The organism is Methylibium sp. Root1272 (assembly GCF_001425905.1).
Taxonomy (GTDB): domain Bacteria; phylum Pseudomonadota; class Gammaproteobacteria; order Burkholderiales; family Burkholderiaceae_C; genus Methylibium.
In genome coordinates this window covers 129,805-153,403 of sequence record NZ_LMDY01000017.1, presented here as the reverse complement: position 1 = coordinate 153,403, position 23,599 = coordinate 129,805, and the positions used below count along the sequence as shown (strand labels likewise).

29 protein-coding genes and 1 tRNA gene are annotated in these 23,599 nt (G+C 69.0%); 10 read left to right on the top strand and 20 right to left on the bottom strand.

Features of this window, described 5'->3' with window-relative positions:
* Positions 1-29: 29 nt before the first annotated feature.
* Complete coding sequence (gene fliF, locus ASC67_RS17780) at positions 30-1,730, bottom strand: flagellar basal-body MS-ring/collar protein FliF (RefSeq protein WP_056324837.1); 1,701 nt, start codon at positions 1,728-1,730, stop codon at positions 30-32.
* A 183-nt stretch (positions 1,731-1,913) separates the two neighbouring features.
* Between fliF and fliE the strand changes: the two genes are divergently transcribed.
* Positions 1,914-2,246, top strand: coding sequence for a flagellar hook-basal body complex protein FliE (fliE, locus tag ASC67_RS17775; protein ID WP_011828164.1), 333 nt, complete (start codon positions 1,914-1,916; stop codon positions 2,244-2,246).
* A gap of 30 nt (positions 2,247-2,276) precedes the next feature.
* On the opposite strand, the gene ASC67_RS17770 is transcribed toward fliE, so the two are convergent.
* The 4 genes from ASC67_RS17770 to glmS all read right to left on the bottom strand — a co-directional run bounded on the left by ASC67_RS17770 (position 2,277) and on the right by glmS (position 6,564).
* Complete coding sequence (locus ASC67_RS17770; RefSeq protein WP_056324834.1) at positions 2,277-2,639, bottom strand: translation initiation factor Sui1; 363 nt, start codon at positions 2,637-2,639, stop codon at positions 2,277-2,279.
* 38 nt (positions 2,640-2,677) lie between these two features.
* Positions 2,678-3,805, bottom strand: a complete 1,128-nt coding sequence (locus tag ASC67_RS17765) for an aminotransferase class V-fold PLP-dependent enzyme (protein ID WP_056324830.1) — start codon at positions 3,803-3,805, stop codon at positions 2,678-2,680.
* 290 nt (positions 3,806-4,095) lie between these two features.
* A complete protein-coding gene (locus ASC67_RS17760) occupies positions 4,096-4,542 on the bottom strand; it encodes a hypothetical protein (RefSeq protein WP_056324826.1) in 447 nt (148 codons plus the stop codon).
* A gap of 162 nt (positions 4,543-4,704) precedes the next feature.
* On the bottom strand, positions 4,705-6,564 hold the full coding sequence (glmS, locus tag ASC67_RS17755; RefSeq protein WP_056324821.1) for a glutamine--fructose-6-phosphate transaminase (isomerizing): 1,860 nt from the start codon (positions 6,562-6,564) through the stop codon (positions 4,705-4,707).
* 152 nt (positions 6,565-6,716) lie between these two features.
* On the opposite strand from glmS, the gene ASC67_RS17750 reads away from it, so the two are divergent.
* Positions 6,717-7,205 carry an Lrp/AsnC family transcriptional regulator gene (locus ASC67_RS17750; protein ID WP_056324818.1) on the top strand — a complete coding sequence of 163 codons (489 nt, stop codon included), beginning with the start codon at positions 6,717-6,719 and terminating at the stop codon, positions 7,203-7,205.
* Between the two features lie 36 nt (positions 7,206-7,241).
* Here ASC67_RS17750 and ASC67_RS17745 read toward each other — a convergent pair whose 3' ends face one another.
* Both ASC67_RS17745 and glmU read right to left on the bottom strand, forming a co-directional pair.
* Positions 7,242-7,775: a J domain-containing protein gene (locus ASC67_RS17745; RefSeq protein ID WP_056324813.1), complete on the bottom strand. Its 534-nt coding sequence runs from the start codon at positions 7,773-7,775 to the stop codon at positions 7,242-7,244.
* A gap of 170 nt (positions 7,776-7,945) precedes the next feature.
* Positions 7,946-9,328 (bottom strand): bifunctional UDP-N-acetylglucosamine diphosphorylase/glucosamine-1-phosphate N-acetyltransferase GlmU, encoded by a 1,383-nt coding sequence (gene glmU, locus ASC67_RS17740; RefSeq protein WP_056324809.1) that lies wholly within the window; start codon positions 9,326-9,328, stop codon positions 7,946-7,948.
* Here glmU and ASC67_RS17735 point away from each other — a divergent pair.
* Complete coding sequence (locus tag ASC67_RS17735; RefSeq protein ID WP_156466812.1) at positions 9,327-10,202, top strand: DUF6279 family lipoprotein; 876 nt, start codon at positions 9,327-9,329, stop codon at positions 10,200-10,202. The two genes, glmU and ASC67_RS17735, sit on opposite strands and share 2 nt — an antisense overlap.
* 16 nt (positions 10,203-10,218) lie before the next feature.
* Here the strand turns inward: ASC67_RS17735 and ASC67_RS17730 are convergent, their stop codons facing one another.
* The 4 genes from ASC67_RS17730 to ASC67_RS17715 are packed head-to-tail and all read right to left on the bottom strand — an operon-like array spanning position 10,219 to position 12,994.
* Positions 10,219-10,854 carry a DUF4136 domain-containing protein gene (locus tag ASC67_RS17730; RefSeq protein ID WP_082536103.1) on the bottom strand — a complete coding sequence of 212 codons (636 nt, stop codon included), beginning with the start codon at positions 10,852-10,854 and terminating at the stop codon, positions 10,219-10,221.
* A gap of 19 nt (positions 10,855-10,873) precedes the next feature.
* Positions 10,874-11,815, bottom strand: coding sequence for a tRNA 2-thiocytidine(32) synthetase TtcA (gene ttcA / locus ASC67_RS17725; RefSeq protein WP_056324796.1), 942 nt, complete (start codon positions 11,813-11,815; stop codon positions 10,874-10,876).
* The gene (locus ASC67_RS17720; protein WP_056324792.1) at positions 11,812-12,213 is read right to left on the bottom strand and encodes a dihydroneopterin aldolase; all 402 of its coding nucleotides are present in this window, start codon (positions 12,211-12,213) and stop codon (positions 11,812-11,814) included. Before ASC67_RS17720 ends, ttcA begins: the two co-directional genes overlap by 4 nt.
* A 1-nt stretch (position 12,214) precedes the next feature.
* On the bottom strand, positions 12,215-12,994 hold the full coding sequence (locus ASC67_RS17715) for an SDR family oxidoreductase (RefSeq protein ID WP_056324788.1): 780 nt from the start codon (positions 12,992-12,994) through the stop codon (positions 12,215-12,217).
* 21 nt (positions 12,995-13,015) lie between these two features.
* Between ASC67_RS17715 and ASC67_RS17710 the strand changes: the two genes are divergently transcribed.
* Positions 13,016-14,149 carry a class I SAM-dependent methyltransferase gene (locus tag ASC67_RS17710; protein ID WP_404932891.1) on the top strand — a complete coding sequence of 378 codons (1,134 nt, stop codon included), beginning with the start codon at positions 13,016-13,018 and terminating at the stop codon, positions 14,147-14,149.
* Positions 14,150-14,164: 15 nt separating this feature from the next.
* Complete coding sequence (locus ASC67_RS17705) at positions 14,165-14,359, top strand: DUF2905 domain-containing protein (RefSeq protein ID WP_056324783.1); 195 nt, start codon at positions 14,165-14,167, stop codon at positions 14,357-14,359.
* Between the two features lie 15 nt (positions 14,360-14,374).
* On the opposite strand, the gene ASC67_RS17700 is transcribed toward ASC67_RS17705, so the two are convergent.
* On the bottom strand, positions 14,375-14,776 hold the full coding sequence (locus ASC67_RS17700; protein ID WP_056324780.1) for a hypothetical protein: 402 nt from the start codon (positions 14,774-14,776) through the stop codon (positions 14,375-14,377).
* Between the two features lie 122 nt (positions 14,777-14,898).
* Between ASC67_RS17700 and ASC67_RS17695 the strand changes: the two genes are divergently transcribed.
* From ASC67_RS17695 to ASC67_RS17685, 3 genes are all read left to right on the top strand, one after another.
* A tRNA-Met gene (locus tag ASC67_RS17695) sits at positions 14,899-14,975 on the top strand.
* Positions 14,976-15,098: 123 nt separating this feature from the next.
* Positions 15,099-15,344 carry a hypothetical protein gene (locus ASC67_RS17690; protein WP_056324776.1) on the top strand — a complete coding sequence of 82 codons (246 nt, stop codon included), beginning with the start codon at positions 15,099-15,101 and terminating at the stop codon, positions 15,342-15,344.
* Between the two features lie 112 nt (positions 15,345-15,456).
* Complete coding sequence (locus ASC67_RS17685) at positions 15,457-15,705, top strand: hypothetical protein (protein WP_041929503.1); 249 nt, start codon at positions 15,457-15,459, stop codon at positions 15,703-15,705.
* 37 nt (positions 15,706-15,742) lie between these two features.
* Here the strand turns inward: ASC67_RS17685 and ASC67_RS17680 are convergent, their stop codons facing one another.
* A complete protein-coding gene (locus tag ASC67_RS17680; RefSeq protein ID WP_082536101.1) occupies positions 15,743-16,282 on the bottom strand; it encodes a DUF3568 family protein in 540 nt (179 codons plus the stop codon).
* A gap of 170 nt (positions 16,283-16,452) precedes the next feature.
* Here ASC67_RS17680 and ASC67_RS17675 point away from each other — a divergent pair, with 170 nt between their 5' ends.
* The gene (locus tag ASC67_RS17675) at positions 16,453-16,827 is read left to right on the top strand and encodes a hypothetical protein (protein ID WP_056324757.1); all 375 of its coding nucleotides are present in this window, start codon (positions 16,453-16,455) and stop codon (positions 16,825-16,827) included.
* On the top strand, positions 16,824-18,197 hold the full coding sequence (miaB, locus tag ASC67_RS17670) for a tRNA (N6-isopentenyl adenosine(37)-C2)-methylthiotransferase MiaB (RefSeq protein WP_056324753.1): 1,374 nt from the start codon (positions 16,824-16,826) through the stop codon (positions 18,195-18,197). Before ASC67_RS17675 ends, miaB begins: the two co-directional genes overlap by 4 nt.
* Positions 18,198-18,215: 18 nt before the next feature.
* Here miaB and ASC67_RS17665 read toward each other — a convergent pair whose 3' ends face one another.
* From ASC67_RS17665 to ASC67_RS17635, 7 genes are all read right to left on the bottom strand, one after another.
* A complete protein-coding gene (locus ASC67_RS17665; protein ID WP_056324747.1) occupies positions 18,216-18,860 on the bottom strand; it encodes a hemolysin III family protein in 645 nt (214 codons plus the stop codon).
* A gap of 104 nt (positions 18,861-18,964) precedes the next feature.
* Positions 18,965-20,155, bottom strand: a complete 1,191-nt coding sequence (gene bioF, locus ASC67_RS17660) for an 8-amino-7-oxononanoate synthase (protein ID WP_056324742.1) — start codon at positions 20,153-20,155, stop codon at positions 18,965-18,967.
* Complete coding sequence (bioD, locus tag ASC67_RS17655; RefSeq protein ID WP_056324738.1) at positions 20,145-20,858, bottom strand: dethiobiotin synthase; 714 nt, start codon at positions 20,856-20,858, stop codon at positions 20,145-20,147. The genes bioF and bioD overlap by 11 nt, the downstream gene beginning before the upstream one ends.
* Positions 20,855-22,186, bottom strand: a complete 1,332-nt coding sequence (gene bioA / locus ASC67_RS17650) for an adenosylmethionine--8-amino-7-oxononanoate transaminase (RefSeq protein WP_056324733.1) — start codon at positions 22,184-22,186, stop codon at positions 20,855-20,857. The genes bioD and bioA overlap by 4 nt, the downstream gene beginning before the upstream one ends.
* Entirely contained in the window at positions 22,183-22,572 is a 390-nt protein-coding gene (locus ASC67_RS17645) for a 6-carboxytetrahydropterin synthase (RefSeq protein ID WP_056324727.1), read from the bottom strand. The genes bioA and ASC67_RS17645 overlap by 4 nt, the downstream gene beginning before the upstream one ends.
* Before the next feature lie 12 nt (positions 22,573-22,584).
* Complete coding sequence (queE, locus tag ASC67_RS17640; RefSeq protein WP_056324721.1) at positions 22,585-23,220, bottom strand: 7-carboxy-7-deazaguanine synthase; 636 nt, start codon at positions 23,218-23,220, stop codon at positions 22,585-22,587.
* Positions 23,221-23,230: 10 nt separating this feature from the next.
* Positions 23,231-23,506: a hypothetical protein gene (locus tag ASC67_RS17635; protein ID WP_056324718.1), complete on the bottom strand. Its 276-nt coding sequence runs from the start codon at positions 23,504-23,506 to the stop codon at positions 23,231-23,233.
* Positions 23,507-23,599 lie beyond the last annotated feature (93 nt).

Below are 23,599 nucleotides of genomic sequence, written 5' to 3'. Positions count from 1 at the left end.
GCCTGCCCCGCGAGGGAGCTCTCGCCGGCTCATGCCGCCTCCTTGGCGGACCAGCCGCGCACGATGTTGGCCATGGCCGCCGGGTTTTCCTTGGCGAGCGCACGGGCCTGGTTCAGCCGCATGTCCACCACCGGCGCCTCGAGCGCGGGCAGTGCCGCGGCGGTCGTCGGCGACGGCAGCGCCTGCACGTCGTCGACCACGGCGTCGAGCTGGCGCTGCGGCTTGGCCGGCTGGGCCGCCTTCAGCGCCGGCCGCACCGCACCGAACACGATGATCATCGCCAGCAGCGTCAGCGCGGCCGGCACGGCCAGCGTGCGCAGCAGATCCTGGGTGTCGGGCTGCTTCCACAGAGGCAGCGCTTCCTCGACCGGCGGCTTCTCGACCTTGAAGGGGGCGTTGATCAGCTTCACCGAGTCGCCGCGGTCGGCGTTGAAGCCGATGGTCTCCTTGACCAGCGCGGTGAGCTTCTCCATCTCCTCGGCCGAGATCGGCGTGGTGCTGGTCTTGCCCTTGGCGTCGGTGACCGAGCGGTGGTTCAGCACCACCGCCGCGTTCAGCCGCTTGATGGTGCCGGTGGCATTGCGCGTGACGCGCACGGTCTTGTCGACCTCGTAGTTGGTGGTGGCCTCGCGCCGGCTGTTGCCGCCGCCGCTGGCGCCGCCCGCCTGCGCGGTCTGCAGCGGCTGTGCGCTGCCGTTGACCGGCGCGGTGGCCGGCACCGGCGGCTGGTTGCTGGTGGCGCCGGGCACGCCGGACGGTTGGGCGCTGCCGCCGCCGCTGGCCTCGCTGACCTGGTGGCTGCGCAGCGTGGCCGCGGCCGGCTTGCCGTCGGCACCCAGGCCCTGGTTCGGCGCATAGGCCTCGGAGGTGGATTCAGTCTGCGAGAAGTCGACCTCGGCGGTCACCTGGGCGCGCAGGTTGTCGCGGCCGAGCACCGGCTCGAGGATGTCGAACACGCGCTTGGTGTAGTTGCCTTCGATCTGGCCCACATACTGAAGTTGCTGGGCATCGAGGCCGCCGGCCGAGTGGGCATCGCCGGCGCCGGAGATCAGCGCGCCGGTGGCGTCGAGCACGGTCACGGCCTTCGGGTCCATCTCCGGGACGCTGGAGGACACGAGGTGAACGATGCCGGCGATCTGCGTGCGGTCGAGCGTGCGGCCGGGGTGCAGCGTCAGCAGCACCGAGGCGCTGGGCTTCTGCTGCTCGCGGAAGAAGCCGTTCTGGTTGGGCAGCGCGAGGTGCACGCGGGCGCTCTGCACTGCAGCCAGCGCACCGATCGAGCGGGTCAGCTCGCCTTCGAGGCCGCGCTGGAAGGTCAGGCGCTCCTGGAACTGCGTCTGGCCGAACTTGGCGTTGTCCATCAGCTCGAAGCCGACGATCGAACCCTTGGGCAGGCCGGCCGAGGCCAGCTTCAGGCGCACGTCGTGCACCTTGTCGGCCGGCACCAGGATCGCGGCGCCGCCGTCGGCGTGCTTGTAGGGCACGTTCATCGTCGACAGCTGGGCCAGGATCGCGCCACCGTCCTTGTCGGACAGGCCGGCGTACAGCACCTTGTAGTTGCCCTGCGACGACCACATCGACATCGCGAAAGCGATGCCCACCAGCGCGGCCAGGCCGATGCCGAGCGTCAACTTGCGGCCGGCGGGCAGCGCAGCGAGGCGCGAGCCGAAGCCGTCGGCGTTGGCCGGCGTGAGCGGCAGGGAATTCACGGGGGCAAGTGCGGTGTCCATCGGCAGGGGTCGGGCGTCGCGGCGTGTCCGTGTCGGATCGTGGGTCGAAGCGCGACGGGACCATTCCCATCGGCGCCTCGGCATTGTTTCGTTACCCTTGAGCCGGAAAAGCGGCGAACAGGCCGGCCAAATCCCGCCAGTTCCCACCATTGCGCCGCGGGCCCTTGGCTACGATCCTTCCCCATGGACGTGAAGCTCAAGCCCTTCGACTTTGCCCAAGCCGCTGCCCGCGCCGGGATGCCGCAGGTGGCCGAGCGCGTGCGCCTGGCGACGCAGTCGCAGGGCGTGGAGCCGGCGAGCTTCCAGACCAGCTTCAGCGCCGCGCTGAAGTCGGTGAGTTCCGCGCAGAACCAGGCCACCGAGCTGCAGAAGCAGGTTCAGCTGGGCAACTCGTCGGTCTCGCTGGAGGAAACGATGGTCGCGATGCAGAAGGCCCAGATCGGATTCCAGGCGACGCTGCAGGTGCGCAACAAGCTGGTGCAGGCCTACACCGACATCATGAACATGGCCATGTGAGGCCCGTGACGGGCCGCCCGACGTGGTCGGTCAGCCGCCGGCACGCTTGACGGTGTGACCGCGGGCCTGGAACCACTCGATCACGCGTTCGCAGTGATCGCCCTGAATCTCGATCACACCGTCCTTCACGGTGCCGCCGGACCCGCAGGCGGCCTTCAGCTGCTTGCCGAGCTGGGCCAGCGCGGCCGGCTCCGACCCCAGCCCCCTGATCACCGTGACGCCCTTGCCGTTGCGGCCCTTCGTTTCGCGCGAGACGCGCACGATGCCGTCGCTTGCCGGCACGGCGCCGGCGCTACGACACGCGCACTGCGTGACCGCCTGGCGGCAGGCCGGGCAGGTCCGGCCGAGCTCGGTCGAGTAGACCAGGCCACCGTCGGCCGGTCGGCTCTTCATGCCGATCGTTCCGGCATGACGCTGGATCGATCCATCGGCTAGAGGATGCGGTTCAGCGCGTCATCGAGCTGACGGACCGTGCGCTCGATGTGGTGCAGCTTGTCGAGACCGAACAGGCCGATGCGGAAGGTTCGGAAGTCGGCCCCCTCGTCGCACTGCAAGGGCACGCCGGCGGCCACCTGCAGGCCCAACCCTAGGAACTTCTGCCCCGACTGGATGGCTGGATCCTCGGTGTAGCTGACCACCACGCAAGGCGCCTGGAAGCCTTCGGCCGCCACGCTGCGCAGGCCCTTGCGCACCAGCAGTGCGCGAACCTGCTCGCCCAGTTGCTGCTGTTCCGCGCGCACGTTGTCGAAGCCATAGGCCTCTGTCTCGCGCATCACGTCGCGCAGGCGGGCCAGGGAGTCGGTCGGCATCGTGGCGTGGTAGGCGTAGCCACCGGCCTCATAGGCCTCCATGATCTGCAGCCACTTGCGCAGGTCGCAGGCGAAGCTGGTGCTCTGCGTGCCATCGATGCGCTCGCGAGCCAGATCGCTCATCGCGATCAGCGCACAGCAGGGCGAACCGCTCCAGCCCTTCTGCGGCGCGCTGACCAGCACGTCGACGCCGGTGGCCTGCATGTCGATCCACAAGGTGCCGGACGCGATGCAGTCCAGCACGAACAGACCACCGACCTCGTGCACCGCATCGGCCACGGCGCGCAGGTAGGCATCGGGCAGGATCATTCCGGCCGAGGTCTCGACGTGCGGCGCGAACACGACCGCGGGACGTTCCGCACGGATCGTGGCCACCACCTCGTCGATGGGCGCGGGCGCCAAGGGCGCCTGCGCGCCCGGCCCGGTGCGGCGCGCCTTCAACACCGTCGAGTCGGAAGCGATGCGGCCCATGTCGAGAATCTGCGTCCACCGGTAGCTGAACCAGCCATTGCGGATGACCAGAACCTTGCGGTCGGTGGCGAACTGCCGAGCCACCGCCTCCATGCCGAAGGTGCCGCTACCGGGCACGATGACGGCCGACTTCGCGTTGTAGACGCGCTTGAGCGTGGCCGAGATGTCGCGCATGACCCCCTGGAAACTCTGGGACATGTGGTTGAGGGCACGGTCGGTGTAGACCACCGAATACTCGAGCAGACCGTCCGGGTCCACGTTCGGCAACAAGCCAGGCATCGATCACTCCACTGAGAAAACTGTCTCTGTTGTAGGGGCTGCGGCTGTCATGCGGGCCACGGGCGCCACACGAAAACCTGCCGTCGGCGCTGAGCGCTGCCGAGGGCCATGCCGGGAGAGGCATGCCGCCCACTGTGTACCAGAACATCGCCGCAGCACGCTGAGGTCAACCCGAATGAGCCGACCCCCGTTTCAAACCGCCGCGCTGCGTTGACTGGCCCGCCAACCTCCGCATTGTCTCCTCGGCCGAGAAACCGCGCACGGCGCGGCCCAACCGATCGGGCCTCGCATCAGGTGCGGCCGGCGCCCGGAAAGTACTTGCGGATCAGCACGGGCGTGAACTCGAAGGGCTCCGCGGTGAAGGTGGCCGTGAAGCACGACCGCTGCGTGCCGCCGTCGACCGGCAGCACGCTCACGTACACCCACTCTCCCGGCCCTTTGTCCCACAGCATGATCTGCACCGATGCGAACGCACGGCGGTCGAGTACCTTGTAGAGCGACAAGGCGGCGCCCTCAAATCGCTCGCGGTCCGCCGAATCCAGCAACGCACGCTGATCGGCCCGGGCAAAAACCAGCGGCGGACTGCCCTCGACGCAACTGGCCATGACGAGGGCCCCTCCGTCGCGGGCCTCTCCCGCGCTAGGTTCAGCCGCTGCGATATGCAGCGCCGGTTGCCCGGCCAGCGCCGTCGCCGCCAGCAGGCCGCCCAGCGTCGAAACGCAGACCTTCTTGCCCATCGCGCATCCTCCACCAGCGGGTCGCCCCATCGATCGATCTTCTGCCGCAGCAGCGGAGAAGGCAATGAGGGGTCGCGCTAGCAGCGCCGCGAGACAGGGCCGTTCGACGTGATGTGCGCGGTCGAGGCCGATGGACGCATCAGGCGATGGCGCCTTGTTACCTCACTCCACCGTCACGCTCTTCGCGAGGTTGCGTGGCTTGTCGACATCGGTGCCACGCGCGCAGGCCGTGTGATAGGCCAGCAGCTGCAGCGGCACCACGTGCAGCAGCGGCGACAAGGCGCCATAGTGCTCGGGCATGCGGATCACGTGCACGCCTTCGCTGCTTTCGATCCGCGTGTCGGCATCGGCGAACACGAACAGTTCGCCGCCGCGTGCGCGCACTTCCTGCAGGTTGCTCTTGAGCTTCTCGAGCAGCGCGTCGTGCGGCGCCACGGTGACGACCGGCATCGCACTGGTCACCAGCGCCAGCGGCCCGTGCTTCAACTCGCCGGCCGGGTAGGCCTCGGCGTGGATGTAGCTGATCTCCTTGAGCTTGAGCGCGCCTTCCAGCGCCACCGGGTAATGCAACCCGCGGCCCAGGAAGAGCGCGTTCTCCTTGCGGGCGAACTCCTCGGCCCAGGCCATGACCTGGGGCTCGAGCGCCAGCACGGCCTGCAGCGCCACCGGCAGGTGGCGCAGCGCCTTCAGGTGCCCGGCCTCGGCGTCCTCGTCCAGCCGCCCACGGGTCTTGGCCAGCATCAGCGTGAGCAGGAACAGGCCCGCCAGCTGCGTGGTGAAGGCCTTGGTGGAGGCCACGCCGATCTCGACACCCGCCCGGGTGATGTAGGCCAGCGAGCACTCGCGCACCATCGCGCTGGTGGCGACATTGCACACGGTGAGCGTGTGCTTCATTCCCAGCGAGCGGGCATGCTTCAGCGCGGCCAGCGTGTCGGCGGTCTCGCCGCTCTGCGTGATGGTGACGACGAGTGTCTTGGGGTTCGGCACGCTGTCGCGATAGCGGTACTCGCTGGCCACTTCCACCTGCGTGGGAATCTGCGCGATCGATTCCAGCCAGTACTTGGCGGTGCAGCCGGCGTAGTAGCTGGTGCCGCAGGCCAGGATCAGCACCGAGTCGATCTCCTTGAACACGCGGTGCGCGCCGTCGCCGAACAGCTCCGGCACGATGCCCTGCACGCCTTCGAGCGTGTCGGCGATGGCGCGCGGCTGCTCGAAGATCTCCTTCTGCATGTAGTGGCGGTAGGGCCCGAGCTCGGCCGCACCGGTGTGCGCATGCACGGTGCGCACCTCGCGCTGCACGCGCTCGTGGCGGCCGGTCGCCGGGTTGCGCGCCACGATCCAGTGCTTGCCGAGCTGGAGGTCGACCACGTCGCCCTCATCCAAGTAGACGATCTGGTCGGTCACGCCGGCGAGCGCCATCGCGTCCGATGCGAGGAAGCTCTCACCCTGCCCCACGCCCAGGATCAGCGGCGAACCTTCTCGCGCACCCACCACGCGGTGCGGTTCGTCGCGGCAGAACACAGCGATCGCGTAGGCGCCCTTGAGTCGCTGCGTGGCCTGCTGCACGGCCTCGAACAGATCGCCTTCGTACAGCGAATCGATCAGGTGAGCGATGACCTCGGTGTCGGTCTGGCTCGCGAAGACATAGCCGCGCCCCTGCAGTTCGGCGCGCAGGTCATCGTGGTTCTCGATGATGCCGTTGTGCACGAGCGCGATGCGCGCCGGACGCGCGGCATCGGCGCCCGGGCCGCTGGAGAAATGCGGGTGCGCGTTGTGCACCGCCGGCGCGCCGTGCGTGGCCCATCGCGTGTGGGCGATGCCGGTCGTTCCCTGCACCGCGTCGGCGCCTACCTGCACGTCGAGTTCCGCAACGCGCGACGTGCTGCGGCTGCGGCGCAGCGCGCCGTCCTGATGCACCGCGACCCCGCAGGAGTCGTAACCCCGGTACTCGAGCCTCTTCAAACCCTCGACGAGGATGGGGACGATGTTGCGAGCGCTGACCGCGCCGACGATGCCGCACATGAGATGGCCTTGTTGAGCTATGGATGGAGCATCCTAGGGACCGTAGCAACAAATATGCTTTCTAAATTAAGAATAAAACGGCATAAAAATCTCAAAACTTTCTACAATGAAAAATTCATTCTGATTTTAGTTTTTTATGAACTATTTATTTCGTGAATAAGATCACGCTGGATCCCCTCGACCTCAAGTTGCTCGCGCAATTGCAGCGCGATGCCTCGCTGTCGAATCAAGCCTTGGCGGCCGAAGTCCACGTGGCCACGGCCACCACGCACCGCCGCGTCCGGCGCTTCCATGCGCTGGGCTTGATCGAGCGCGTGGCCGCCCAGCTATCGCCGCAACGCCTGGCCGATTCCGGCCTGCCGCAACTGCATGCGTTGCTCGAGGTCACGCTCGACGTGCAGACCAGCGAAAGCCTGGACGCGTTCGAGGCCCGCGCCGTGGCCGATGCCAGTGTCCAGCAGTGCTGGCGGGTCTCGCCGGGGCCTGACTTCATGCTGGTGGTGGGCATGCGCGACATGGAGGCCTACCAGGCCTTCACCGCGCGGCTGCTGACGGCCGACGCCAACGTGCGCAACGTGCGCGCCTTCTTCAGCATCAAGCGCGCGAAGTTCAGCAGCGAACTGCCGCTGCCGGCACGGTGAACTGCGCAGGCCGGCGAGAGCTGCCACAGCCGCTCGTCAATTCGGCGCGGAAGCCGACCCTTGCGCCGCGGACAGCGACTTGTGCAGCGCGGCCGGCGAGGTCAACCCGCTCAGCACGTCGTCGTGCGGCAACAGCATTACCACCAAGCCGCCGAGCCCGAGCCCCAAGGCCACCACGCCGACAGCACCGACCACCAGTCGCTGGGCGCCGGTGAGGTAGGTGAGCCAGGCCTCGCCGAACGACAAGCCGCCCTCACGCATGCCGGATGCCAGCAACTGCAACCGCACCCGCAGCCCGGGGGCGGGCTGGTCCTCGGGATCCCGGTAGCCCAGGCGGGTCTCCTCGCGCCGGATCCACTGGTCGTGGGCGGCACGCCTTTCGGGGTCGAGCAACACGTCCTGGGCCTTGTTCAAGGCCGTCAGTACGAGCTCGTGGCGGACGCTGCCGTGGTGGCGATCGGGGTGGTACTTCTGCACCAGCGCCTTGTAGGCGGCACGGATCACTTCGGGTGGCGCGTCCGGCGCCACCTTCAGGCGGCCGTAGTAATGGGGGATCTTGGGACGTCGCATCGGTTTCCGATGCTACCGGCGCGGTGTCACGTCAGGTCGTGCAGAGTTGGCGCGTCTGCAACCGGAACGCTCTCTTCCGCCGCGTTGTTGCAACTGTGCCGCGGGCCCGTGCCCCGGGCCCACGCAAGGCGGCCCGCCCGCTCGGCCCGCCGTTACCGGCGTAACAACTGCTAGCGTTTTTTCGTCGGCCGTCGCCAGCCCGCGATCACGGTCTGCCGCGCCCTCGCCACGCCCAGTTGCCCGGCCGGCACGTCCTTGTTGATCGTGCTGCCGCCACCGATGGTGGCACCTGCACCCAGCGTGACCGGTGCGACGAGCACGCAGTTGCTGCCCACATGCACGTCGTCGCCGATCACGGTGCGATGCTTGTTCGCGCCGTCGTAGTTGGCGGTGATGCTGCCGGCACCGTAGTTCACACGCTCGCCGACCGTCGCATCGCCCAGGTAGGCCAGGTGGTTGGCCTTGGCACCGCGCGCGAGCGTGGAGTTCTTGACCTCGACGAAGTTCCCGATATGCACCTCGGCCCCCAGTTCGGCGCCGGGACGCAGGCGCGCGAACGGCCCGACCAGCGCGCCGGCGCCGACCTCGGCGCCGTCGATATGCGTGAACGGGTGGATCACCGCGCCTGCGGCGATGCGTGCGTCGCGGATCACGCAGTTCGCCCCGACGTGCACCCTGTCGCCGAGTTCGACACGGCCTTCGAAGACGCAGTTGACGTCGATCTCGACCTCGCCGCCGCAGACCAACGTGCCGCGCAGGTCGAAGCGTGCCGGGTCGGTCAGGCGCACACCGGCCTCGAGCAGCGCCTCGGCCTGCTTGCGCTGCAGACGGCGCTCGAGCTCGGCCAGTTGGAGCGGGCTGTTGACGCCCAGGACCTCGGTCTCGCTGGCGGGCTGCGCGGCGACCACCGCCACGCCGTCGGCAACGGCCATCGCGACCACGTCGGTGAGGTAGTACTCGCGCTGGGCGTTGTCGTTGGACAGACGCGCCAGCCAGAGCTTCAGCAGCGCGGTGGGCGCCGCCATCATGCCGGTGTAGACCTCGCGGATGGCGCGCTGCGCCGCGCTGGCGTCCTTGTGCTCGACGATGCCGAGCAGCTTCTCGCCCCGCCCGTCGCCGTCACGAAGGATGCGGCCGTAACCGGTCGGATCGGCCAGATCGATGGTCAGTAGCGCGAGCTGCGTGCCGCCGCAGGCATCGACCAGCGCGCGCGCCGTCGACGCGTCGATCAGTGGCGTGTCACCGTTGAGGATCAAGGTCGTGCCGGCATCGTCGAGCAGCGGTACCGCCTGTTGCACGGCATGCCCGGTGCCAAGCTGCGGCTCCTGCCGCACGAAGGCGAGCGGCGCCTCGGGAAAGGCCGAGCGCATGGCCGCCTCCACCTCCTCGGCGCCATGACCCGTGATCGTGATGAGTCTTTGCGCTCCCAGACCGGCGGCCGTGGCCAGCACGTGCTGCAATAGGGCTCGCCCGGCCAGGGTGTGCAGCACCTTGGGCCGACTCGACTTCATGCGGGTGCCCTTGCCGGCGGCCATGATCACGATGTCCAGCATGCTGATGGTCAGGTGGTTGAGGAGTTGGAGAATTATCGCGGCCTGCCTGCTGTTGGCACTGGCCGGCTGCAGCGCGCTGCGGTTGGCTTACACGCAGGCGGGGGAATTCGCGTACTGGTGGCTCGACGGCTACGTGGATTTCGACGGCGACCAGACCTTGCGCACCCGCGAGGCGATCACCCGGTGGTTTGCCTGGCATCGCAGGGCCGAGCTGCCGGACTACGTGTCGCTGCTCGATCGCGCGGCGGCCGAAGCCGGCCAGGATGCCACGCCGGCCCAGGCCTGCCGCTGGTTCGAGGAGGTGCGCCAGCGCATCGACCGCGCGGTCGACCACGCCCTGCCCGACGCCGCAGCGATTGCCGCGAGCTTCAGCCGCGAACAGTTGAACCGCCTCGAGCGCAAGCAGGCGAAGAACAACGCCGAGTTCCGCGACGACTTCCTGCAGCCCGACCCGGCCGAGCGACGTGAAGAAGCGGCGGACCGCGTGGTCGAGCGGGCCGAACAGCTGTATGGCCAGCTCGACCGCTCGCAACGCGAGCGCATCGCGCAGGCCATGAGCGCGTCGCCGTTCGAGCCTGAGCGCTGGCTGGCCGAGCGCCAGCGGCGGCAACGCCACCTGCTGCTGACCTTGCGGCAAGTGCAGGCCGGCGTGCTGTCGCGCCCCTCGGCCACCGAGGCGCTACGGAATCACTGGCAGGAGGTCAAGCGCTCGCCCGACGAGGCCTATCGGCGCTACCAGCAGCGCCTCGAGACGGCGAACTGCGAACTGCTTTCGAAGATCCACAACGACACCACTCCCGAGCAGCGCCAGGAGGCCCAGCGCAAGCTCAGGGGCTGGGCCGCCGATCTGCGGCGTCTCGCGACGCCCGCCTGACCGACGCGACCGCTCCTCAGCGCGGCGACGTGGGCAGTGCCACCGTCACCGTCCGCGGCGTCAACGCCGGCAGCGGGAAGTCCTTCATCGCCGCCTCGAACATGGCCGGCAGCAGCGCCTCCGACGTCCAGCGGCTCGAATAGGCGGCGCGCGTTTCGTAGACGATCTGCTGGCTGCGCCGGTCACGGATCAGGATGCCGACCTCGCGCTGGTAATCCGGGAAGTCGTAGTAGTCATAGCCGAAACCCGGCGCATAGCCGAAGCCGGGCCCATAGAAGAACGGCCGGCGCCCGCCGTAGAACCACCAGTCGCTGCGCCAGGCCCAATGGCTCATGTAGGGGTCGCGGCGTGACACCTCGAACACCCGGGCTCCGACCTGGATGAGTACGTCGGCCTGCTCGAGCGGGACGCGGGTGAAGCCGGCCGCCTCGAGTGCAGGCAGGGCGCCTGCCTCGATGCGGTCCTGCTCGGCGGCGTTGGCCTGCTGCGACGGCAGGCGCTCGATCGCGTAACTGCCCGGCTTGCGATCGGCCGGCCAACTGCCCTGGCTGGACACGTCGACGGCCACGCTGTTGAGGCTGGCGCATCCCGCGACGAGCAGGGCCGCAGCGCATACGAGCAGCGACGCCATGGCGGATCGGGTTCGATGCATGCGGCCTCCTTGCTCGGTTTCAGTTCTGCCCATGCCAGCGGATCGGGACTTCCGCCTCGATGACCGACGCAGCGCCGAGCGGCGCACAGACTTCGTCGTCATCGAAGGCCTTGTCGCCCCGATCGTCGGCCCTTCCGGTAGCTTGGAGCGAGGTGAAGGGGTAGAGGTTCCGGTCCTGCAGGTGAGAAGGCACCACGTTGGCCAGCGCGCTGGCCATGTTGTCGAGCCGGCCGGGGTGCTGGCGCTCCCAGTCGCGCAGCATCTGCGCGATCTGCTTGCGCTGCAGGTTCTCCTGGCTGCCGCACAGCGTGCAGGGAATGATGGGGAACTGGCGGTGCGCGGCCCAGGCCTCCAGGTCATGCTCGGGCACATAGGCCAGCGGGCGGATCACGACGTGCCGGCCGTCGTCGCTGACCAGCTTGGGTGGCATGCCCTTGAGCTTGGCGCCGAAGAACATGTTGAGAAACAGCGTCTGCAGCATGTCGTCACGGTGGTGGCCCAACGCGATCTTGGTCGCGCCCAGCTCGCCGGCCACGCGGTACAGGATGCCGCGCCGCAGGCGCGAGCACAGGCTGCACATTGTCTTGCCCTCGGGCACGACCCGCTTGACGATGGAGTAGGTGTCCTGGTTCTCGATGTGGAAAGGCACGCCGCGGCTCGCCAGATACTCGGGCAGCACGTGCTCGGGAAAGCCGGGCTGCTTCTGGTCGAGGTTGACCGCGACGAGCGAGAAGTCGATCGGCGCGCGCTGCTGCAGGTTCAGCAGGATGTCGAGCAGCGTGTAGCTGTCCTTGCCGCCCGACACGCAGACCATGAGCTTGTCGCCCGGCTCGATCATGTTGAAGTCGCCGATGGCCTGGCCGACCAGCCGGTGCAGGCGCTTGCTGAGTTTGTTGGCCTCGAAAGCGGGCTTGCCGGCCTGGCGTTGCGTGACGCCGGGCTCGATGACGACGGCACTCATGCGTCGCTCTCCTTGATGTGGAACACCTCCACGCCGACCGCGGCGCAGTCATCGTAGACGTCGGGTTTCTCGGTCGACACGCGCACCGCGCGCACCTGGGGATGGGCCAGCATGCGCGCGGCGATCTCGTCGCACAGCGTTTCCTGCAGCCCGATGTGGCCCTGAGCCACGCGCTCGGCGATGGCGTGGCGGATGAAGTCGTAGTCGACCACCTCGTCGAGCCGATCCGCGCGCGGCGTGCTGGCCGCCAGCGGCACGTACAGATCGACGTCGATCAGCAGCCGCTGCGGGCCCAGGCGCTCGAAGTCGTGCACGCCGATGCGCACCGGCAGCGCGTAGGACTTCAGGAACACGCGCCGGCACGCAGCCAACCGGGGATGCAGGGGCCAGTGTGGCACCTCAAGCCCCCTCGCGCGCCAGGAACAGCACGTCGCGCGGCTGCGCGGCCAGATGCTGCCCGCCGTCCACCAGCAGCGTGGTACCGGTGATGGCCGGCGACTCGATCAGGAAACGCACCGCACGCGCCACGTCCTCGGGCGTCGACGAGCGGCGCAGCGGCGTCATCGCGTGCGCGCGCACGAACTCCGCGCTGTCCATCGGGCCCGACGGCAGCGTGACACCGGGCGCGACACCGACCACGCGCAGCGTGGGCGCGAAGGCCTGCGCCTGCAGCGTCGTCGCCGCCTCCAGTGCGGCCTTCGACAGCGTGTACGAAAAATGGTCCGGGTTCGGGTTCCACAGCTTCTGGTCGAGCAGGTTGACAACGCAGCCACGCCGCGCACCCCCGCTCAGCCGCTGGTACAGCGCGGCCGCCAACAGCACCGGAGCGGCGGTGTTGACCTGCCAGTGCTCGGCCATCGACGCGTAGCTGCAGTCGCTCGCGCCGTCGTATTCGAAGCGCGAGGCGTTGTTCACCACCGCGTCGATGCGCCCCATGCGCTCGGCCACGGCAGGCAGCAGCGCGCGGCAGGCCGCCTCGTCCGCCAGGTCGGCCACGAACGCATCGGCGCGCGCCCCCGCTGCGCGGGCCGCCTGCAGCGTGTCGATCGACTCGTCGCTGGCCCGGTGGCTGTGCACCGCCACGTCGAAGCCGTGCGCGGCCAGTTCGAGCGCGATGGCGCGGCCGACGCGCCGCGCGGCACCGGTGACGAGCACCACGGGACGGGAATCGACGCTCATGTCGTGCGAGACAATGGGAAGGTGGAATCGAGCCCTGTCAGTGTAGCCAGCCCCCCTTCGCCGAGCCTGCAAGAGGCCTTGAAGGCGCGGATCGCGGCGGAGATCGGGCGCGCCGGCGGCTGGCTCGGCTTCGAGCGCTACATGGAGCTCGCGCTGTATGCGCCCGGCCTGGGCTATTACGTGCGCGGCGATCGCCAGTTCGGTCTGATGCCGGACTCCGGCAGTGATTTCGTCACCGCACCCGAGCTGAGCCCCTTGTTCGGCCGTGCCCTGGCGCGCCAGCTGGGCCAGGCGCTGGACGCCACCGGAACGAGCGAAGTGTGGGAGTTCGGCGCCGGCTCGGGAGCACTGGCCGTGCAACTGCTGGAGGCTCTGGGCGACCGGATCGACCGCTACGTCATCGTCGACCTGTCGGGAGCGCTGCGCGATCGTCAGCGGACCACGATCGCCGCGCGCGTGCCGCCGCAGCACGCCGCGAAAGCGGTGTGGCTGGATCGTCTGCCGGAGCGGATCGACGGCGTGCTGGTCGGCAACGAGGTGCTCGACGCGATGCCGGTGGCCCTGCTGCACTTCGATGGCAGCCGATGGCTGGAGCGCGGTGTGGCGCTCTCCGATGGACGCTTCGTCTATGCCGACCGGCCGACCCCGCTGCGGCCACCGCTGGCGACCGACCGCGTGCCGGGCACCACCACCGAACTGCAGCGCCAGGGAGAGGCCTTCATCCGCACGCTGGCGGCCACCCTCGGGCGCGGCGCGGCGTTTTTCATCGACTACGGCTTCCCCGAGGCCGAGTTCCATCATCCGCAGCGCATCGGCGGCACGCTGATGTGCCACCGCGCGCACCTAGCCGACGGCGACCCGCTGAGCGACGTGGGCGACAAGGACATCACCGCCCACGTCGATTTCACCGGCATCGCGCTGGCAGGGCAGGACGCCGGGCTCGCCGTGCTGGGCTACACCACCCAGGCGCGCTTCCTGATGAACTGCGGCCTGCTCGACGACCTGCGGAGTGCCGACCTGCGCGCCATCGCCGCGGCGCAGAAGCTGCTGACCGAGCACGAGATGGGCGAGCTGTTCAAGGTGATCGGCTTCGCGGCCGGGGAGCCCTTCGACGCGATCGGCTTCGCCCAGGGCGATCGCAGCCACATGCTCTGAGACCCGGACCCCACCATGCTGCGCTGGCTGCTCGTCGTCGTCATCACATTGGTCGTCTTCAACGGCCTGCGGCCCTGGCTCGAGAAGTTCGGTCTCGGCCGGCTGCCCGGTGATCTGAACTTCCGTCTCGGCGGCCGCGACTGGTCTCTGCCGATCGCAACCACGCTGCTGCTGAGCTTCCTGGCTATGGCCATCGGGCAGTTGATCTGACCGGTGCTCTGCACTTCAGCGCGTGATCGTCCACACCTGCGCGCAGCCGCGACATCGCACCGCGACCGCATCGGCCTCGGGCTGTTGTGGCCCGGCGACCACGTCGAAGCGAGCATAGGCGCCGCATTGCGGGCAGACGGCCTGGTTCGCGGTGGTTTCCGCGTGCAGCAACAAGAACAGATAGCGGCGCAAGGCCCACAGTCCGATCGCCGCCGACAGCAACACCGCGATGCCGGTCACCACCTGGTCGCCCAGCGGCGCACGGCGGTCATAGACCTCGAAGCCCCCCAGCAGGCCGACCATGCACAGGAATGTCAGCACCAGGTGCGCGTGGCTGGAGATCAGCTCCCGCTCGTACCACCTGCGGAAGCCGTGCTTGCGGATCCCGTCCGCCAGGTCCGATCGCCACCATCCCATGGGTCACCTCGGTCGATGCAGCCTTGGCACCGTGAACCGATGCTGGCACAAGCACCGTGCTGCCCCCAAGAACCGCGTGGCATTCGCAAGCCCCTTGAAGGCTCGCTATAATGCGCGGCTTTGGCGCTTTAGCTCAGTCGGTTAGAGCGACGGAATCATAATCCGCAGGTCCGGGGTTCGAATCCCTGAAGCGCCACCAAGACTCCCGAGCCCCGCCCCGTGCGGGGCTTCTCGTTTCCGGCGTGGCCTTGGCCGCACCCGCATCTGCGGGGCCCGCGAGCGCGGGATACAGCGTGGCTGGGTGCGGGCAGACACTGCGTGCATGCGCCACGACACACAAGCCTTCAATTGGGACCGCGAGCGGGCCGACGATCGGCCGAGCGAATTCAAGACTTCCACGTCCTATTCGCTGCTGCATGGCGACGATGACGATACGCGTCGCCAACACCGTGCCCCGCCATCGCGTCACCACAGGCGCGGATCGTTCAACGCTTGGCGTGTTCTGACCGTGGTGCTGTTCGCCGGCGCGGTCACCGTCTACCTGTTTGCCACTCATGTCCGCGGCTGAGCAGCTCGACCTCCCCCCTTCGGGGCGGACGCCAGTGGGGGATGGTTCGTTGCCGGCGAATCACCGATGCTTCGATTCAACATTGGCGAACATCGCCGAGAAGGAGCTCTGGATGAACCTGCAAGAACGTGAGGTCGGCGATTTCCGCATCTACGCCGGCGCCCTGGACGCAGCCCGCGGCGGCTACACGGCCGCAGTCGAGGTGCATCGAGTGCGCGGTGCCGACCAGCCGCCCGAGGTGGTGTTCAGCAGCGACCGGGTCTCCGGGGGCCACCGCTTCGAGGCGCCGGCCGCGGCGCTGCGGCACGCGCTCGACATCGGTCACCAGGCGATCCGGCTGCGCGAGGCCGTGGCCTCCTGAGCATCCGCCGTCAAGGCCCCAGAGCAAACGCTCCGGGTCACAAAGAGCCCGAAGCCCTGACCAGGTAGCTGGTTGCCGCGGCCTTGGCGCGCTTGTCGGCCGCCACCATGGCGCGCTCGGTCTGCTCGACGATTTCCTTTGCCGTGGCGGCATCGTGGACGAACAGGTTGCGCTTCGCCGAAGCGCGCATCTGCGTGGTGGACTTGCTCATCGCCTCGAGTTCGATCTCGATGCTGCGGTCCGCAGAGTTACCCTTGATCAGTTCGCCGCTATCGGTCTTGGCGATGCCTTCGACGGTGACGCCCATCTTGTTCAGGGCCGCCAGCGATGCCGCCTTCACCTGCGCGGCGCTGGCCGTGAACGTGCGGTAGCTCGTGCCGCTCGCCGTGTGCGAGACGCCGGCCGAGGCCCCGACGCCGAGCGCGGTGATGGCCAGCGCGCCGCAGCCGGACAGTGACGCCCCGATCGCCGCCAAGGCCAGCGAGCGCGCCCAAGACGCCAGGATCTGACCAGGGTTCGATGACATTCCGCGCTCCGGCACTTGAGAACCGAAGGGGCAAGGCAACTTCCGCGCCATGGAGCGGCGTGCGGTCGAGGCCGTTCGCCCACCCCGGCAACGGCTGGCGTTCGTGACGGATCTGGCAACCGCGGCGACGCGTGGCAGTACGTTTTCAAACAAGTCCGACAGGCTCCGCGGGTCACTACAATTTCAAGCTTCCCTCCTTCTGCAGCCACTGGATCCACACCATGTACCGCTGTGCCCTGCTCGTGTTCGCCCTGAGTGCCCCGTTCGCCGCGTCTGCGCAGGTGCAGCGCAACTTCCCGTACAACGCGCTGCGCGGCGAGATCACGATGGTGAATCCCCCCGACGTGCTGCTCAACGGCAAGGCAGCTCGGCTCGCGCCCGGTGCCAGGCTGCGCGACACCAACAATCTCGTGCAGGTGTCCGGGGCGCTGATCGGCCAGCGCTTCATGGCGCACTACACCGTCGACACGCTGGGCCTGGTCAAGGACGTGTGGGTGCTGCGCGCCGAAGAGAAAACCGGCCTCTGGCCGAAGACCGCCGACGAGGCCGCGCGCTGGTCCTTCGACCCGGCCGCGCAGGCCTGGGCCAAGCCATGAGCGCCGCCGGCACCGGCAAGAAGGTCTTCATCAAGACCTTCGGTTGCCAGATGAACGAGTACGACTCCGACAAGATGGCCGACGTGCTGCGCGCGGCCGAAGGCTACGAACCAACGACCGACGTGGAGCAGGCCGACCTGATCCTGTTCAACACCTGCTCGGTGCGCGAGAAGGCGCAGGAGAAGGTGTTCAGCGACCTGGGCCGCGTGAAGCACCTGAAGGCCAAGGGCGTGAAGATCGGCGTGGGCGGCTGCGTCGCCAGCCAGGAAGGCGCGGCACTGATCGAGCGCGCGCCCTACGTCGACGTGGTGTTCGGTCCGCAGACGCTGCATCGCCTGCCGGAGATGCTGGCGCGTCGCGATGCGCTGCAGCGCCCGCAGGTCGACATCAGCTTCCCCGAGATCGAGAAGTTCGACCACCTGCCGCCGGCGCGCGTCGACGGCCCGACCGCCTTCGTCTCGATCATGGAAGGTTGCTCCAAGTACTGCAGCTATTGCGTCGTGCCCTACACGCGCGGCGAGGAAGTGTCGCGCCCGTTCGACGACGTGCTCACCGAAGTGGCCGGCCTGGCCGACCAGGGCGTGAAGGAAGTGACGCTGTTGGGCCAGAACGTCAACGGCTACCGCGGCCGCATGGGCGACACGGCCGAGATCGCCGATTTCGCGCTGCTGCTGGAGTACGTGGCCGATATCCCCGGCATCGCCCGCATCCGCTACACCACCAGCCACCCGAACGAATTCTCGCAGCGGCTGATCGACGTGTACGCCCGCGTGCCGCAGCTCGTGAACCACCTGCACCTGCCGGTGCAGCATGGCAGCGACCGCATCCTGAGCGCGATGAAGCGCGGCTACACGACACTGGAATACAAGTCTTCGATCCGCAAGCTGCGCGCGATCCGGCCCGACATCAGCCTGTCGACCGACTTCATCGTCGGCTTCCCCGGCGAGACCGATGATGACCACGCGCGCACGATGAAGCTGATCGAGGACGTGAGGTTCGATCACAGCTTCAGCTTCATCTACAGCGCCCGCCCAGGCACGCCGGCCTCGGCGCTGCACGACGACACGCCGCGCGAACTCAAGCTGGCCCGCTTGCAGCAGGTGCAGGAAGCGATCGAGGCCAACGGCCGGCGCATCGGAGCGAGCCGCGTCGGCACCGTGCAGCGCATCCTGGTCGAGGGGCCGTCGCGGCGGCCGGAGCTCAATGCCGGCCACGAGCTGATGGGCCGCACCGAGTGCAATCGCATCGTCAATTTCGCCGGTCCGGCCCGCCTGACCGGCCAGTTGATCGACGTGACGATCACCGAGGCCTATCCGCATTCGCTGCGCGGCGAGGTACTGCTGCGGGAGCACAGCCCGCAGCCGGCTTGACGGCCGCCTCGCAACTGCTCAGGCGGCCGGCCCCAGCACCGCAAAGAAATGGCAGGCGCTGCCGGCCAGCACGAACAGGTGCCAGACGAAGTGCCCGAAGCGCAGGCGCGAGTCGAGCATAAAGAAGACGACGCCCACCAGATAGGCCAGACCGCCGGCCAGCAGCCAGGCCAGCACGCCCAGCGGCATGTCGCGCAACACCGGGCCGGCGGCAAACACCGCGAGCCAGCCCATCGCCACGTAGAGCGCGGTCGAGAGCAGCGGATTCGCCAGCCGCCGGGTGATCTTGAGCAAAGCGCCGATGACGGCCAGCGCCCACACCAACCCCAGCAGCGCCCAACCCGGCCCATCGGGCAGCCGGCCCAGTGCGACCGGTGTGTAGCTGCCGGCGATGAAGAGGTAGATCGCCACGTGGTCCAGCGTGTTGCACCAGCGCTTGGCCCGCCCGGGCGGCAGCGCGTGGTACAGCGCGGACGCGAAGTACACCAGGATCATCGTCGCCGAGAACACGCTGACACCGACCAGCTTCACCAGGCTGCCGTGCCGCGCGGCGAACTCGACGACCACCGGCAAGGACGCCAGCGCGAGCAGCAGACCGAGGCCATGGCTGACCGCGTTGGCCAGCTCCTCGGTAGCAGTCTGTGGGCGCTCGGGCAGGACCATGGCGCACGCTCCGGCTTCTTCGCATCGCTACGGTGTGATGCGATGCCTCGATTGTGCGAAGCGCCGTGCGCAGCGGCGCGGCCCACCCCCGTGAAACGGGCAGCTCAGACAGGGGGCCGGGCGCTGGCCGCGAGCAGCGCGGCGCACAGTTGGTCCACGTCGTCCGACGTGTGCGCGGCCGACAGCGAGATGCGCAGGCGGGCGGTGCCATCGGGCACCGTCGGCGGGCGGATCGCCGGCACCCAGATGCCCTGGGCATCGAGCGCTGCCATCACCTGCAACGCCGTGCCGTTGTCGCCCAGCAGCAGCGGCTGGATGGCGCTTTGCGAGGCGGGCGCCGGCCACGGCAACGCGGCCAGTCCGGACACGAGACGCGTGTGCAGCTGCAGCAACCGTTCGCGCCGCCAGCCTTCCGCTTCGATGACCTGCAGGCTGGCCCGCAGCGCCTCGGCGATCATCGGCGGTGCCCCGGTGGCGAAGAAGAAGGTGCGTGCCTTCTGCACCAGCCACTCGATCACGGCGGGCGCGCCGGCGATGAAGGCCCCCGCAACGCCGGCGGCCTTGCCCAGCGTGGCCATGTAGATCAGCCGCGACGACATCGCGTCGGTCGGCACACCCCAGTGCGACAAGCTTCCGCGCCCGCCGTCGCCAAGCACGCCGAAACCGTGCGCGTCGTCGACGTAGAGCCAGGCGTCATGGCGTTCGCACAGGGCCAGCATCTCGGGCAGCGGCGCCAGGTCGCCGTCCATGCTGAACACCGCGTCGGCCACGACGAGCCGCCGCCGCGCTCCGCGCGCCGCGATCAGCGCCCGCTCCAGCGCCGCCAGGTCGTTGTGCGGGTAGACCGTGAGGTCGGCCCGCGACAGGCGAGCCCCGTCGATCAGGCAGGCGTGGTTCAGGGCGTCGGAGATCAGCGCATCGCCGCGCTCCACCAGCGCCGGGATCGCACCGGCATTGGCCGCGTAGCCCGCATAGAAATACAGCGCCCGCGGCAGACCGACGAAACGCGCCAGCTCCTGCTCCAGCGCCTCGTGCGACGGGCTGTGCCCGCAGATCAGCGGTGAAGCCGTCGCACCGACGCCGTAGCGCGCCGCGCCCTGCCGTGCGGCCTCGATCAGTGCCGGGTGCTGCGACAGCCCGAGGTAGTCGTTGCCGGCGAAGGCGAGGCGTGGCTGCCCGTCGGCCTGCACCATCGCACCGTCGAGCGCCGAGACCACGCGGCGGTGGCGGCGCAGTTGCTGGGCGTCGAGTGCAGCGACCGCCGGCCCGAAAACGTCGTGGATGTCAGGCGGCATCGAGAACAGGCTCAGGGGGAAGTTGCAGCACCAGCGTGCCCGGGTCGGCATCGGGCTGCCAGGGCCAGTCGGCCAACAGGGGCGCATCGAGCTGACGGCGCAGGTAGTCGACGTTGGCGTCCTGCTCCGGCATGGCCGGGTCGAGCCGGCTGACGATCCAGCCGGCCAGCGGCAGGCCGCGCTGCCGGATCGCATCGCGCGTCAGCAGCGCGTGGTTCAGGCAGCCCAGGCGCAAGCCGACGACGAGGATCACCGGCAGGCCGAGCGCGGTAGCGAGGTCGGCACCGGTGAGCGTATCGGACAAGGGCACGAGAAACCCCCCCGCGCCTTCGACGACCACCGCATCCGCCTGCAGGGCCAAGGCGCGGTAGGCCGCGGCCAGCGGCTCGATCTCGATCGTCCGGCCAGCGCGCCGCGCAGCGAGGTGCGGCGACATCGCGTCGTGGAGACGCACCGGGTTGTCCAGCGCGGCCGGCACGCGCGCTGTGCTGGCCGCACGCAACGCCCGCACATCCTCGTTCTCGCGCTCGCCGCCGTCGGGCGCCGGCTCGGTGCCTGCCGCGACCGGCTTCATGCCGACGCAGCGCGCATGCCGCGTGCGCAATGCCAGCAGCAGTGCGACGCTCGCGCGGGTCTTGCCGACGCCCGTGTCGGTACCAGTCACGAACCAGCCGCGCGCAGCGAACGTCGTCGGCGCCGTCATGCCAGCGAGACCTCGAGCGCGCGCAACGCACCGCCTGCCAGTTGCTCCAGCGCCTCGTCGTCCAGCACGTAGGGCGGCATGAAGTACAGCGTGTTGCCGATCGGCCGCAGCAGCAGGCCCTGTTCACGCGCTGCGAGGTGGTAGGCGCTGGAGAAGCCCGCCACGCCGCCATCGTCGATGTCCCAGGCCCACAGCATGCCGAGCTGGCGCACCGCGCGAACGCGCGGGTGGGCGCTCAGCGGCTCGCACAGCGCGGTCAGCCGCGCGACGGTGCGGCGGTTGTGGGCCAGCACTGGCTCGCCGTCGATCGGCTGCTCGAACAGATCGAGCACGGTCAGCGCCGCGCGGCAGGCCAAAGGATTGCCGGTGTAGGAGTGCGAATGCAGGAAACCGCGCGAGGCCAGGTCATCGTAGAAAGCCTCGTAGACCGCGTCGGTGGTCAGCACCGCCGACAGCGGCAGCGTGCCGCCGGTCAAGCCCTTGGAAAGGCAGATGAAATCGGGCCGGACGTCTGCCTGCTGGTGCGCGAACAGCGTACCGGTGCGGCCGAAGCCGACCGCGATCTCGTCGCAGATCAGGTGGACCTGGTAACGGTCGCACAGCGCGCGCGCCAGCCGCAGGTATTCGGGGTCGTGCATGCCGAAGCCGGCGGCGCACTGCACCAGCGGCTCGACGATCAGCGCCGCGGTGCGGTCGTGGTGTCGATCGAAGTAGTCCTCGAGCGCAGCCGCGCAACGCCTGGCGTGGGCTACGGCGTCCTCGCCCGGTGCCGCATGGCGCGTATCGGGCGACGGCACGGTGGCGCTCAGGCGCACCAGCGGCGCATAGGCCTCGCGGAACAGCGCAATGTCGGTCACCGACAGCGCACCCACCGTCTCACCGTGATAGCCGCCGGCCAGTCCGACGAACTCGCACTTCTGCGGCCGACCGCGGTTGCGCCAGCTGTGGGCGCTCATCTTCAGCGCGATCTCGGTCGCCGAGGCGCCGTCGCTGGCGTAGAAGGCATGGCCCAGGCCGGTCAGCACAGCGAGGCGCTCCGAGAGCTCGACCACGGGCTCGTGCGTCAGGCCGGCGAGCATCACATGGTCGAGCGTCGCCAGTTGCTCGGCCAGCGCGGCCCGCAGCTGCGGATGGCCATGGCCGAACAGGTTGACCCACCATGAACTGACCGCGTCGAGGTAGCGCCGCCCATCGGTGTCGAACAGCCATGGTCCCTGGGCGCGCGCGATCGCCAGCAGCGGCTCGCGCTCGTGGCGCTTCATCTGCGTGCAAGGGTGCCAGACCGCGCGCCGGCTGCGCTCGGCCAGGGTGTCGGGTCTGCGCGTCATCTCCGGCAGTCCGCAGGCACCGGCCGGAAGACACAGCGGTCCCCGCTGCTCTGCCGCCCGACGCTGACGCTGGCAATCGCCGGCACCGTGGGCAGGAGCCGCTCGTGGATGAAGCGGCACAGGTTCTCCAGGGTCGGCAACCCCAGGCCCGGCACCTCGTCGAGAAAGTGGTGGTCGAGTTGCTCGCGCACCGCGGCGATGGCGGAACGCAGCAGCGCCAGATCGACCACCATACCGGTGGCCGGATCGGCCTCGCCACGCACGGTGACCTCCGCCGTGTAGGTGTGGCCGTGGACACGCCGGCTGCCGTCGGCCTCGTTGCGTTCGACCTGGCGACGCAGCGTGTGCGCCGACTCGAAATAGAAGGACTGGCTGAGTTCGAACATGAGGTCATCCGTTCAGCGGATGCCGAGAAGTTTGTGGGTTTGCAGGCTGAGCTGCCAGCGCGGATGCGCGAGACACCAGCGCACGGCCCAATCGGTGTTGACGGCCAGATCGGGGCCGTCCATCGGCTGAACGCGGCGCTGCGCGAAGTCGAGCCCGTCGAGTTCACCGAGATCAATGCCGTCCTGCGGCACCACCACCTTCAGTTCCTGGCCCGAGCGCTGCAGCAGCGGCGCGCCGGCCTTCGGGCTGACGCAGAGCCAGTCGATTCCCGGCGGCGCCGGCACGCTGCCGTTGGTCTCGACGGCGATCTCGAAGCCCTGCGCGTGCAGCGCATCGATCAAGGACGCATCGACCTGCAGCAGCGGTTCGCCGCCCGTCAGCACGACGAAGCGACGGCCCGCGTCGTCCGAAGGCCAGTGAGCCGCCACGTGTGTTGCCAGCGATTCGGCGATGGTGAACTTGCCGCCGCCGGTGCCGTCGGTACCGACGAACTCGGTATCGCAGAAGCGGCAGACGGCATCGGCCCGATCCGCCTCGCGCCCGCTCCACAGGTTGCAGCCGGCGAAGCGGCAGAACACCGCCGGGCGACCGGCATGGCTGCCTTCGCCCTGCAGGGTGTAGAAGACTTCCTTGACCGCGTAAGTCATCGGGTGCGCCTCAATGCCGGCCCCAGCCGGCCCAGCCCAGCGCGGCGGCGCAGGCCAGCACCATGGCGCCGTAGGTCAGCATCGCGCCGTCGCGGCCCGTCAGCAGCAATCCGCCGACCAGGGCCACCGTGGCGGCTGCGCTGGCCCAGCCGGCCAGGCGCCGCAACGGCACGGCTTTCAGGGCGTGGAACCAGACCAGCTTCGCCAGGCCCGCGGCCAAGCCCCCCAGGAGCACGGCCGGCAGAATGAAGTTGAGCAGATGGGTCAGGGCGTCGAGCGCGGTCATGGGGTGAGCGGGCGGCGTCAGAGCCGGGGCCGCGGGCCGTTGCAGCCGGCGCCGACGGGCGCCTGGACTGCTGGTAAGTACGGCAGTTGAAGT

Excerpts from the sequence above, each read along its gene's own strand:
- ASC67_RS17735 (WP_156466812.1), top strand. The coding sequence starts at position 9,327 with ATGCTGATGGTCAGGTGGTTGAGGAGTTGGAGAATTATCGCGGCCTGC.
- ASC67_RS17645 (WP_056324727.1), bottom strand. The coding sequence starts at position 22,572 with ATGTTCGAACTCAGCCAGTCCTTCTATTTCGAGTCGGCGCACACGCTG.
- ttcA (WP_056324796.1), bottom strand. The coding sequence starts at position 11,815 with ATGAGTGCCGTCGTCATCGAGCCCGGCGTCACGCAACGCCAGGCCGGC.
- ASC67_RS17705 (WP_056324783.1), top strand. The coding sequence starts at position 14,165 with ATGCTGCGCTGGCTGCTCGTCGTCGTCATCACATTGGTCGTCTTCAAC.
- ASC67_RS17665 (WP_056324747.1), bottom strand. The coding sequence starts at position 18,860 with ATGGTCCTGCCCGAGCGCCCACAGACTGCTACCGAGGAGCTGGCCAAC.
- fliE (WP_011828164.1), top strand. The coding sequence starts at position 1,914 with ATGGACGTGAAGCTCAAGCCCTTCGACTTTGCCCAAGCCGCTGCCCGC.
- ASC67_RS17760 (WP_056324826.1), bottom strand. The coding sequence starts at position 4,542 with ATGGGCAAGAAGGTCTGCGTTTCGACGCTGGGCGGCCTGCTGGCGGCG.
- ASC67_RS17685 (WP_041929503.1), top strand. The coding sequence starts at position 15,457 with ATGAACCTGCAAGAACGTGAGGTCGGCGATTTCCGCATCTACGCCGGC.
- bioF (WP_056324742.1), bottom strand. The coding sequence starts at position 20,155 with ATGCCGCCTGACATCCACGACGTTTTCGGGCCGGCGGTCGCTGCACTC.
- bioD (WP_056324738.1), bottom strand. The coding sequence starts at position 20,858 with ATGACGGCGCCGACGACGTTCGCTGCGCGCGGCTGGTTCGTGACTGGT.
- miaB (WP_056324753.1), top strand. The coding sequence starts at position 16,824 with ATGAGCGCCGCCGGCACCGGCAAGAAGGTCTTCATCAAGACCTTCGGT.
- ASC67_RS17770 (WP_056324834.1), bottom strand. The coding sequence starts at position 2,639 with ATGAAGAGCCGACCGGCCGACGGTGGCCTGGTCTACTCGACCGAGCTC.
- bioA (WP_056324733.1), bottom strand. The coding sequence starts at position 22,186 with ATGACGCGCAGACCCGACACCCTGGCCGAGCGCAGCCGGCGCGCGGTC.
- ASC67_RS17715 (WP_056324788.1), bottom strand. The coding sequence starts at position 12,994 with ATGAGCGTCGATTCCCGTCCCGTGGTGCTCGTCACCGGTGCCGCGCGG.
- ASC67_RS17730 (WP_082536103.1), bottom strand. The coding sequence starts at position 10,854 with ATGCATCGAACCCGATCCGCCATGGCGTCGCTGCTCGTATGCGCTGCG.
- ASC67_RS17745 (WP_056324813.1), bottom strand. The coding sequence starts at position 7,775 with ATGCGACGTCCCAAGATCCCCCATTACTACGGCCGCCTGAAGGTGGCG.
- ASC67_RS17690 (WP_056324776.1), top strand. The coding sequence starts at position 15,099 with ATGCGCCACGACACACAAGCCTTCAATTGGGACCGCGAGCGGGCCGAC.
- ASC67_RS17680 (WP_082536101.1), bottom strand. The coding sequence starts at position 16,282 with ATGGCGCGGAAGTTGCCTTGCCCCTTCGGTTCTCAAGTGCCGGAGCGC.
- glmU (WP_056324809.1), bottom strand. The coding sequence starts at position 9,328 with ATGCTGGACATCGTGATCATGGCCGCCGGCAAGGGCACCCGCATGAAG.
- ASC67_RS17635 (WP_056324718.1), bottom strand. The coding sequence starts at position 23,506 with ATGACCGCGCTCGACGCCCTGACCCATCTGCTCAACTTCATTCTGCCG.
- queE (WP_056324721.1), bottom strand. The coding sequence starts at position 23,220 with ATGACTTACGCGGTCAAGGAAGTCTTCTACACCCTGCAGGGCGAAGGC.
- ASC67_RS17765 (WP_056324830.1), bottom strand. The coding sequence starts at position 3,805 with ATGCCTGGCTTGTTGCCGAACGTGGACCCGGACGGTCTGCTCGAGTAT.
- ASC67_RS17700 (WP_056324780.1), bottom strand. The coding sequence starts at position 14,776 with ATGGGATGGTGGCGATCGGACCTGGCGGACGGGATCCGCAAGCACGGC.
- fliF (WP_056324837.1), bottom strand. The coding sequence starts at position 1,730 with ATGGACACCGCACTTGCCCCCGTGAATTCCCTGCCGCTCACGCCGGCC.
- ASC67_RS17675 (WP_056324757.1), top strand. The coding sequence starts at position 16,453 with ATGTACCGCTGTGCCCTGCTCGTGTTCGCCCTGAGTGCCCCGTTCGCC.
- glmS (WP_056324821.1), bottom strand. The coding sequence starts at position 6,564 with ATGTGCGGCATCGTCGGCGCGGTCAGCGCTCGCAACATCGTCCCCATC.